The organism is Jiangella ureilytica, from assembly GCF_004348545.1.
In the GTDB taxonomy this organism is placed as follows: domain Bacteria; phylum Actinomycetota; class Actinomycetes; order Jiangellales; family Jiangellaceae; genus Jiangella; species Jiangella ureilytica.
In genome coordinates, this window is the sequence record NZ_SMKL01000030.1 from 64,357 (window position 1) to 73,882 (window position 9,526).

At 70.9% G+C, this 9,526-nt stretch carries 9 protein-coding genes; all 9 read left to right on the plus strand.

Annotated elements, in window-relative coordinates:
* The first annotated feature begins 1 nt into the window (after nt 1).
* The 9 genes from E1212_RS15025 (at nt 2) to E1212_RS15065 (ending at nt 9,326) form a co-directional block, all read left to right on the plus strand.
* Nucleotides 2-811, plus strand: a complete 810-nt coding sequence (locus E1212_RS15025) for a F0F1 ATP synthase subunit delta (RefSeq protein ID WP_131983812.1) — start codon at nt 2-4, stop codon at nt 809-811.
* Between the two features lie 58 nt (nt 812-869).
* Nucleotides 870-2,549: a F0F1 ATP synthase subunit alpha gene (atpA, locus tag E1212_RS15030; protein WP_131983814.1), complete on the plus strand. Its 1,680-nt coding sequence runs from the start codon at nt 870-872 to the stop codon at nt 2,547-2,549.
* 58 nt (nt 2,550-2,607) lie between these two features.
* Nucleotides 2,608-3,585 (plus strand): F0F1 ATP synthase subunit gamma, encoded by a 978-nt coding sequence (locus E1212_RS15035; protein WP_131983816.1) that lies wholly within the window; start codon nt 2,608-2,610, stop codon nt 3,583-3,585.
* Between the two features lie 6 nt (nt 3,586-3,591).
* The gene (atpD, locus tag E1212_RS15040) at nt 3,592-5,046 is read left to right on the plus strand and encodes a F0F1 ATP synthase subunit beta (RefSeq protein ID WP_131983818.1); all 1,455 of its coding nucleotides are present in this window, start codon (nt 3,592-3,594) and stop codon (nt 5,044-5,046) included.
* Between the two features lie 215 nt (nt 5,047-5,261).
* Nucleotides 5,262-5,633, plus strand: coding sequence for a F0F1 ATP synthase subunit epsilon (locus E1212_RS15045; protein ID WP_131983820.1), 372 nt, complete (start codon nt 5,262-5,264; stop codon nt 5,631-5,633).
* A gap of 38 nt (nt 5,634-5,671) precedes the next feature.
* The gene (locus E1212_RS15050; RefSeq protein WP_203416878.1) at nt 5,672-6,112 is read left to right on the plus strand and encodes a DUF2550 domain-containing protein; all 441 of its coding nucleotides are present in this window, start codon (nt 5,672-5,674) and stop codon (nt 6,110-6,112) included.
* A gap of 49 nt (nt 6,113-6,161) precedes the next feature.
* Nucleotides 6,162-7,436: a UDP-N-acetylglucosamine 1-carboxyvinyltransferase gene (murA, locus tag E1212_RS15055; protein ID WP_131983822.1), complete on the plus strand. Its 1,275-nt coding sequence runs from the start codon at nt 6,162-6,164 to the stop codon at nt 7,434-7,436.
* A complete protein-coding gene (locus E1212_RS15060) occupies nt 7,429-8,472 on the plus strand; it encodes a phosphatase PAP2 family protein (protein WP_131983824.1) in 1,044 nt (347 codons plus the stop codon). The genes murA and E1212_RS15060 overlap by 8 nt, the downstream gene beginning before the upstream one ends.
* A 5-nt stretch (nt 8,473-8,477) precedes the next feature.
* Nucleotides 8,478-9,326, plus strand: a complete 849-nt coding sequence (locus E1212_RS15065; RefSeq protein ID WP_131983826.1) for a 3-hydroxyacyl-CoA dehydrogenase family protein — start codon at nt 8,478-8,480, stop codon at nt 9,324-9,326.
* The last annotated feature ends 200 nt before the right edge of the window (nt 9,327-9,526 follow it).

Below are 9,526 nucleotides of genomic sequence, written 5' to 3' on the forward strand. Positions count from 1 at the left end.
CATGCCTGACACCAGCCAGGGCGGGCTCCGCGCGCGATTCGAGAGCGTCGTCGTCGACGCCGCCGACCGCGCGTCGGCGGTCGGCGACGATCTGTTCGCGTTCGCGAACCTGCTCGACTCCCGTCCGTCGGTGCGTCGTGCGCTCACCGACACCGGCCGGACGCCCGACGACCGCGAGGCGCTGGTGCGCCGCCTGGTCGGCGAGCGCATCGAGCCGGCCGCGACGGACGTCCTCGCCGCGGCCGTGCGCGAGCGCTGGGCGAAGCCGGGCGACCTCACCTCCTCGATCGAGGAGTTCGGTCTCCAGGCGGTGCTCCTCGCCGCCCGGTCGGCGGGCCGCCTCGATGCCGTCGAGGAAGGGATCTTCCGGTTCGGGCTGGTCGTGCGCGCCAACCGCGACCTGCGGTCGGCCCTCATCGACCGGGGCGCTCCCGCCGACGCGCGGCGGCAGCTGGTGCGGTCGCTGCTGCGCGACAAGACGGCGCCTGAGACCGTGGCGCTCATCGAGCACGCGGTTCTCGACCGCCGGGCGCGTAGCCTGGAGGCGGAGCTGGCCCGTATCGCCGACTTCGCGGCTCGGCTGCGCGAGCGCCGGGTGGCCGTCGTCCACGTCGCCGCCCCGCTCGCCGTCGAGCACCGCGAACGGCTGGAACGGGCCCTGGCGGTCCGTGCCGGCGGCCCGGTCCTGCTGAACGTCGTCGTCGAACCCGACGTCGTCGGCGGCATCCGGGTCGAGCTCGGTGACGAGGTCGTCGACGGCACCGTCACCAGCCGCCTCGACGCCGCCCGCCGTCAGCTCGTCGTCGGCTGACCGGCACCACCCAGACTTGAGACCACCGTTCGAAGAGCGAAGAGAGCAGGAGCAACCGATGGCGGAGCTGACAATCCGTCCCGAGGAGATTCGCGAGGCGCTCGACGCCTTCGTCGAGTCCTACCAGCCGGCGGCCGCCGTCCGTGAAGAGGTCGGCCACGTCACGATCGCCGGCGACGGGATCGCCCGGGTCGAGGGCCTGCCCTCGGCCATGGCCAACGAGCTGCTGGAGTTCGAGGACGGGACCCTCGGGCTGGCGCTGAACCTCGACGTGCGCGAGATCGGTGTCGTCGTTCTCGGTGACTACGCCGGCATCGAGGAGGGCCAGACGGTCCGCCGGACCGGCGAGGTCCTGTCGGTGCCCGTCGGCGACGCCTTCCTCGGGCGCGTGGTCGACCCCCTGGGCGCCCCGCTCGACGGCCTGGGCGAGATCAAGGCCGAGGGCCGCCGGGCGCTGGAGCTGCAGGCGCCCTCCGTCGTCCAGCGGCAGAAGGTCGCCGAGCCGCTGCAGACGGGCATCAAGGCCATCGACGCCATGACCCCGATCGGTCGCGGCCAGCGCCAGCTGATCATCGGTGACCGGCAGACCGGCAAGACCACGGTCGCCGTCGACACCATCCTGAACCAGCTCGACAACTGGAAGAGCGGCGACAAGACGAAGCAGGTGCGCTGCATCTACGTCGCCACCGGCCAGAAGGGCTCGACCATCGCCGGCATCCGCCAGCAGCTGGACGAGGCCGGTGCGCTCGAGTACACCACCATCGTCGCCGCGCCGGCGTCCGACGCCGCGGGCTTCAAGTACCTGTCGCCCTACACCGGCTCGGCCATCGGCCAGCACTGGATGTACCAGGGCTACCACGTCCTCATCGTCTTCGACGACCTGTCGAAGCAGGCCGAGGCGTACCGCGCGGTGTCGCTGCTGCTGCGCCGTCCGCCGGGCCGCGAGGCGTACCCCGGCGACGTCTTCTACCTGCACTCGCGGCTGCTCGAGCGCTGCGCGAAGCTCTCCAACGACCTCGGTGGCGGCTCGATGACGGGCCTGCCGATCATCGAGACCAAGGCCAACGACGTCTCGGCGTTCATCCCGACCAACGTCATCTCCATCACCGACGGCCAGTGCTTCCTCGAGTCGGACCTGTTCCACTCGGGGGTGCGCCCGGCCATCAACGTCGGCATCTCGGTCTCGCGCGTCGGTGGCGACGCGCAGATCAAGGCGATGAAGTCGGTCGCCGGCACGCTGCGCCTCGACCTCGCGCAGTACAACGAGCTCAAGGCGTTCGCGGCGTTCGCCTCCGACCTCGACCCGGCCAGCAAGGCCCAGCTCGAGCGCGGCGTGCGGCTGACCGAGCTGCTCAAGCAGCCGCAGTCGGCGCCGCTGTCGGTCGGCCGCGAGGTCGTCTCCATCTGGTCCGGCACCACCGGCAAGCTCGACGACGTCCCGGTCGAGGACATCCGCCGCTTCGAGGGCGAGTTCCTCGACACCGTCGCGCGCGAGCACGCCGCCGTCCTTGAGAGCATCGAGTCCAGCGGCAAGCTCTCCGACGACGACGTCAAGACGCTCGAGCAGGCGATCGACGACTTCAAGCAGAGCTACGTCACCGTCTCCGGCCAGCCGCTGGTCAAGGACGAGCCGGTCAGCGCTCTGGGCGAGGGCGAGGAGGACCTGACGGTGCTGCGCCGGCGCAGGCGCGACGCGCAGGACATCCAGGAGGCCGCCCGTCCCGACTCGGGCGAGTGACCCGTGACCGTCACGTCGTACCGAGGCACCGAGGCACTGAAGGGAGGTCGCACTAGTCATGGGAGCTCAACTTCGTGAGCTGCGCCAGCGCATCCGCTCTGTCGAGTCGATCAAGAAGATCACCCGCGCCCAGGAGCTGATCGCGACCTCGCGGATCGCCCGGGCCCAGCAGTTCGCCGAGGCGGCCCGGCCGTACAGCCAGGCGTTGGTGCGGGCCATGGAGGCGGCCGCGGAGCGCGCCCGCCTCGACAACCCGCTGCTCGAAGGCGTCGAGGAGCCGCGCCGTTCGGCCATCCTCGTCGTCACCAGCGACGGCGGCTTCGCCGGCGCCTACTCCGCCAACGTCATCCGGCAGAGCGAGGCGCTGGCCGGCCTGCTGCGCGACCAGGGCCAGGAGACCGTGCCCTACGTCGTCGGCAAGAAGGGCGTCAGCTGGTTCACGTTCCGCGGCCGCGAGCTCGGCGGCGAGTACGTGGGCTTCACCGGCAAGCCGTCCTACGCCGACGCACGCCGCATCGCCGACGACCTCCTCGAGGCCATCAACACGCCCACCGACGAGGGCGGCGTCGACGAGATCCACATCGTCTCGACGCACTTCCGCAACATGGTCACGCAAGAGGTCCGGGCCCGCCGGCTCTTCCCGATCATGGTCGAGGACGTGCCCGACGAGATCCACCAGGCCGAGGCCGGCGCGGTGCGGTCCGACAACGGCGGTTCGGGCGGCTCGTCCAACGGCCGGGCCGCGGCGCGCACCGACGTGCTGCCGCTCTACGAGTTCGAGCCGTCGGCCGACGAGGTCCTCGACGCGCTGCTCCCGCAGTACGCCGGCAACCTCGTCTACACCGCACTGCTCGACGCGGCCGCGTCGGAGTGGGCGGCCCGGCGCCGGGCCATGAAGAACGCCACGGACAACGCCGGTGAGCTGCAGGAGTCGCTCACCCGCGAGTCCAACTCGGCTCGCCAGGCCGAGATCACCCAGGAGATCAGCGAGATCGTCGGCGGCGCGGACGCGCTGGCGGCCGCAGGGAGCGAGTAGGACCTCATGACTGCCACCATCGAAAACACAGCAGAGACCACCGCTGCTGCTACAGGCCGGGTGGTCCGGGTCATCGGACCTGTCGTCGACGTCGAGTTCGGCGGCGGCCACATGCCCGGCATCTACAACGCACTCGAGGTCGACGTGAAGCTGGCCGACGAGGCCGGCGGCGACCGCACGCTGACGCTCGAGGTCGAGCAGCACATCGGCGACGGCCTGGTGAAGGCCATCTCGATGCAGCCCACCGACGGCCTGGTTCGCGGCACGGTCGTCCGCGACACCGGCGCGGGCATATCGGTGCCCGTCGGCGACGGCGTCAAGGGCCACGTGTTCAACGCCCTCGGCAAGCCGCTCGACGTCGACGAGTCGCAGCTCGAGGTGAGCGAGCGCTGGGAGATCCACCGCGACCCGCCGCCGTTCGCCGACCTCGAGGGCAGCACCCAGATGCTCGAGACGGGCATCAAGGTGCTCGACCTGCTCACCCCGTACATCCAGGGTGGGAAGATCGGCCTGTTCGGTGGTGCCGGTGTCGGCAAGACGGTGCTCATCCAGGAGATGATCACCCGTGTCGCCCGCAACTTCGGTGGCACCTCGGTGTTCGCCGGCGTCGGCGAGCGCACCCGCGAGGGCAACGACCTCTGGGTCGAGATGGGCGAGGCCAACGTCCTCAAGGACACCGCGCTGGTGTTCGGCCAGATGGACGAGCCGCCGGGCACCCGCATGCGGGTCGCGCTGTCGGCGCTGACCATGGCCGAGTACTTCCGCGACGTCCAGAAGCAGGACGTGCTGCTGTTCATCGACAACATCTTCCGGTTCACCCAGGCCGGCTCCGAGGTCTCCACGCTGCTGGGCCGCATGCCCTCGGCCGTGGGTTACCAGCCGACGCTGGCCGACGAGATGGGCGAGCTGCAGGAGCGCATCACCTCGACGCGTGGTCACTCCATCACGTCGATGCAGGCCATCTACGTCCCGGCCGACGACATCACCGACCCGGCGCCGCACACCGCGTTCGCGCACCTCGACGCCCGGACCGTGCTGTCGCGGCCCATCTCGCAGCTGGGCATCTACCCGGCCGTCGACCCGCTCGACTCCTCGAGCCGGATCCTCGACGCCGCGTACCTCGGCGAGGACCACTACCGCATCGCCACCCGGGTGAAGGAGATCCTGCAGAAGTACAAGGAGCTGCAGGACATCATCGCCATCCTCGGTGTCGACGAGCTGTCCGAAGAGGACCGCGTCACCGTCAACCGGGCGCGGCGCCTGCAGCGGTTCCTGTCGCAGAACATGTTCGTGGCCGAGTCGTTCACCGGCCAGCCGGGTGTGTTCGTGCCGCTGTCGGAGTCGCTCGAGTCGTTCGACGCCATCACCAAGGGCGAGTACGACCACCTGCCCGAGCAGGCGTTCAGCTACGTCGGCAACATCGAGGACGCGGAGAAGAAGGCGCGCGAGCTGGCCTCGTAGTCCGGAACCGCTGGTTGCGTCGCGTGGAGGGCTGGGTGATTGCTCTGTCGGCTGTCGTGGGTGTGGCGGTGAAGCATGCCACACCCACGCCTTTGACGCCGACTGCCGCAATCATCCAGCCCTCCCGGACGTCCGGCGCGGTGCGGCTCCGAACCCAGCTCCACGCTTCTGTTCCGTGTCTTTCGATGTAGCGACGTGAAAGGGAAGGGTATGTCGTGGCCGAAGATCTGAACGTCGAGGTGGTCGCCGCCGACCGCAAGGTGTGGTCGGGCGAGGCCTCGATCGTCATCGCGCGCACGCCCGAGGGCGAGATCGGCATCATGTCCGGCCACGAGCCGGTGCTCGGGCTGCTCGTGGCCGGTCCGGTCACGGTGCGCTCGACGGGCGGCGAGGCCGTCGTGGTGGCGGTGTCGGGCGGATTCCTCTCCGTGTCCGAGAACACCATCGCGATTCTGGCCGAGCAGGCCGAGCTGGCCGGCGAGATCGACGTCGCCGCTGCTCAGGCCGAGCTCGCGGAGCTGGGCGAGGACGGCGACGGCGCGCGGCAGTGGGCGCAGGCGCGGCTCGACGTCGCGGGCAGCCGGTAGATCTGAGAACATCGGTACACGCTCGGGGGAGGTGATCGGTGGCGCTGGTGTCGTGGACCCTGCTGGTGCTGGGTGCGCTCGCGCTCGCCGCTGTGCTGGTCCTCCTCGCCCTGTACGTCCGCCGGGGCATCCTGCAGCGCGACGGTGGCTTCGACATGTGCGTGCGTGGCGACAGCCGCGACGGCTGGTCCGGCGGCTGGGCGTTCGGCATCGGGCGCTACCGCGAGGACACCCTCGAGTGGTTCCGCACCTTCAGCTTCGCCACGTGGCCGAAGCGCTCGTTCCGGCGCCACGAGCTGGTCGTCGAGGGCCGCCGTCAGCCCGACGCCGAAGAGAGCTACGAGCTGCCGGCCGGCCACGTCGTGCTGGTTTGCACGTCCGGGGGCGCCCCCGCCGAGGTGTCCATGACCGAGGCCGCCGCCACGGCATTCGTCACCTGGCTCGAGGCGGCGCCGCCCGGGGGTCAGTTCGTCGGCTGAGCCGTCCGGGGCGTACCGTTCGACGGAACGGCGAAAGGGTACAGCGCGCGTGGAGAGATTTCGGGTCACCGGTGGCAGCTCCCTGAGGGGCGAGGTCCGGGTCAGCGGCGCCAAGAACAGCGCGCTGAAGCTGATGGCCGCGGCACTACTGGCCGAGGGCCGCACCGTGCTGCACGACGTCCCCGCCATCACCGATGTCGACTACATGGGCGAGCTGCTGCGCCAGCTCGGCGCCGACGTCCACCGCGACGGCGGCACCATCGCCATCGACGTCCCCGCGAAGATCGACCATGAGGCCCCGTACCATCTGGTGCGCCGGCTGCGGGCGTCCATCTGCGTGCTCGGGCCGCTGGTGGCCCGCTGCGGCGCGGCCAACGTGGCGCTGCCCGGCGGCGACGCCATCGGGTCACGCGGGCTCGACATGCACATGGCGGGCCTGGAGAAGTTGGGCGCGCAGGTCGAGATCGAGCACGGCTTCGTGGTGGCCCGGGCGCCCCAGGGGCTGCGTGGCACCACCATCTGGCTCGACTTCCCCAGCGTCGGCGCCACCGAGAACATCCTCATGGCCGCCGTCCTGGCCAAGGGCACCACCGTCATCGACAACGTCGCCCGCGAGCCCGAGATCGTCGACACCTGCCGCATGCTGAGCGACATGGGAGCCAAGATCGACGGCGCCGGCACCTCGACGCTGCGGGTCGAGGGCGTCGACACCATGAACCCCACCGAGCACACCACCATCCCGGACCGCATCGTCACCGGCACCTGGGGCGTCGCGGCGGTCATGACCCGCGGCGACATCACCATCGCCAACGGCCGCGGCGAGCACCTCGAGATCGTGCTCGACAAGCTGGCCGCCTCGGGCGCCACCGTCGAGTCCGGCCCGGCCGGGCTCCGGGTCGCGATGTCCGGCCGGCCGCGCGCCATCGACGTCGTCACGCTCCCGTACCCGGGCTTCCCCACGGACCTGCAGCCGATGATCGTCGCGCTCGACGCCGTCGCCGAGGGCACCGCGATGATCACCGAGAACGTGTACGAGGCCCGGTTCATGTTCGTCAACGAGCTGGTCCGCCTTGGCGCCGAGGTCCGCATCGACGGCCACCACGCCATCGTCCGGGGCCGGCCCGGGCTGTCCGGTGCGCCGGTGGTCGCCACCGACATCCGCGCCGGCGCAGGCCTCGTGCTGGCCGGGCTGCTCGCCGAGGGCGAGACGCTGGTGTCCGCCGTCCACCACATCGACCGCGGCTACCCCGACTTCCTGGGACAGCTGCAGGGCCTGGGCGCCGACGTGGTTCGCGAGCCCGATCCGGACCATTTCGATGACTGAGGTCTCCGAGGAGGCGTCCAGCCGGGGGGAGCAGTTACGGGGGTGGGTGACGCCGGGGCGCGCCTGCCTGGCGGTGTACGTCGCGGTGCTGCTGGTCTACAGCGGCGTCGAGGGCATCCCCATGGACCGCGTCGGCCAGACCGGCTGGATCATCGCCGGCATGATCGCGGCCAAGATCGGCCGGCCGTGGCGCGAACACGTGCGCACGTTCCTCGACTGGCTGCCGCTGCTGGCCGCGCTCATCGTCTACGACCACACCCGCGGCATCGCCGACACCCTGGGCATGCCGTTGCGGGTGGGCGAGCTGGCCGACCTCGAGCGCTGGCTGTTCGGCGGCACCGTTCCGACGGTGTGGCTGCAGGAGCAGCTGTTCGAGTCGACGGTGCGCTGGTGGGACGTCGGCGCCGCGATCGTCTACTTCAGCCACTTCGTCGTCCCGTGGGTGCTGGCCGCCGCCTTCTACATGTGGTCGCGCCCGCTCTGGGTCGGCTACATCCGCCGCGTGCTGCTGCTCACCTACGCCGGCCTCCTGACGTACGTGCTGCTGCCGGCGGCGCCGCCGTGGTACGCGTCGGCCCGCACCGGCGACATCGACGACCCCGTCTACCGGCTGGTCGGCCGCGGCTGGAACGAGCTGGGGCTGCGCAGCGCGCACGCGTGGCTGTCCGACGCGCAGGGCGGCGCCAACGAGGTGGCGGCGCTGCCGTCGCTGCACGCCGGGTTCGCCATGCTGGTGGCGGTCACGCTGTGGCCGCTGGCGAGGCGATGGTGGCTGCGGGTGCCCATCGCGCTGTTCCCGCTGTCCATGGCGTTCACGCTGGTCTACGGCGGTGAGCACTACGTCGTCGACGTCGTCATGGGCTGGGTCTACGTGGCGCTGGTCATGATCCTGGCCCGGCTGTACGAGAACTGGCGGGAACCACGGCGTCAGCTGCCGGTCGCCCTGTCGGCCGGCTCGCCGGCGCCGGTCGAGCCGGCCTTGCGCACGACCGAGCCCGACGCCGTCAGGGAACCGAACGAACGAGCGGGGAGGTAGTGAGCATGGCAGGCAGTGTGGCGGTCGTCGGGGCCGGCCTCATGGGGTCGGGCATCGCCCAGGTGGCGGCCGTGGCCGGATGGGAGGTCGTGCTGCGCGACCTCGACGACGACGCCGTCGGCCGGGGCCGCAGGGCCATCGAGGCCAGCACCGCGAAGCTCGTCGAGAAGGGCCGGCTCGATGACGCCGCCCGCGACGCCGCCCTGGCCCGCATCACTACGACGACCGACCTCGACGCCGTCGCCGGTGCCGACATCGTCGTCGAGGCCGTCTTCGAGAGCGTCGACGTGAAGAAGGAGCTCTTCGCCGCGCTCGACCGGATCTGCCGCGACGACGCCGTCCTCGCCACGAACACCAGCGCCATCCCGATCACGACCATCGCCGCCGCCACCCAGCGCCCGGAGTCCGTCGTCGGCACGCACTTCTTCTCGCCGGTGCCGCTCATGGCGCTGTGCGAGCTGGTCCGCGGCCTGCGCACGTCCGATGCCACGCTGGCCACGGCCCGCGAGTTTGCCGAGTCGGCCGGCAAGACGTGCATCGTCGTCAACCGCGACGTCGCCGGCTTCGTCACCACCCGGCTCATCACCGCGCTGGTGGTCGAGGCGGTCAGGCTCTACGAGTCCGGTGTGGCGTCGGCCGAGGACATCGACCTCGCCTGCAAGCTCGGCTTCGGCCACGCCATGGGCCCGCTGGCCACCGCGGACCTCACCGGCGTCGACGTCCTTCACCACGCCACGTCGAACATCTGGGACGAGACCGCCGACCCGAAGTTCTTCCCGCCCGAGCTGATGCGGCGCATGGTCGACGCCGGCGAGCACGGCCGCAAGACCGGCCGCGGCTTCTACTCGTACTGACACCGCCCCGTCCCGTTCGCCGATCCGCACCCCGGCCGCCTCGGCCCCGAATGACGCTTCTATGTCAAGCGGCTGGCTGGTGGCAGGTCAGCGGTGGGATGTCGCGGCGGAGCGTGCGGTGGATGACGTCGGTGAGGTGGCGTTTGAGCACGCGCATGGCGCCGCGTTTGCCTTTGTTGTCGAGGTGTTTGGCGATCAGG

Coding starts and splice junctions, on each gene's coding strand:
- E1212_RS15025 (WP_131983812.1), top strand. CDS start 2: ATGCCTGACACCAGCCAGGGCGGGCTCCGCGCGCGATTCGAGAGCGTC.
- atpA (WP_131983814.1), top strand. CDS start 870: ATGGCGGAGCTGACAATCCGTCCCGAGGAGATTCGCGAGGCGCTCGAC.
- E1212_RS15035 (WP_131983816.1), top strand. CDS start 2,608: ATGGGAGCTCAACTTCGTGAGCTGCGCCAGCGCATCCGCTCTGTCGAG.
- E1212_RS15060 (WP_131983824.1), top strand. CDS start 7,429: ATGACTGAGGTCTCCGAGGAGGCGTCCAGCCGGGGGGAGCAGTTACGG.
- E1212_RS15065 (WP_131983826.1), top strand. CDS start 8,478: ATGGCAGGCAGTGTGGCGGTCGTCGGGGCCGGCCTCATGGGGTCGGGC.
- atpD (WP_131983818.1), top strand. CDS start 3,592: ATGACTGCCACCATCGAAAACACAGCAGAGACCACCGCTGCTGCTACA.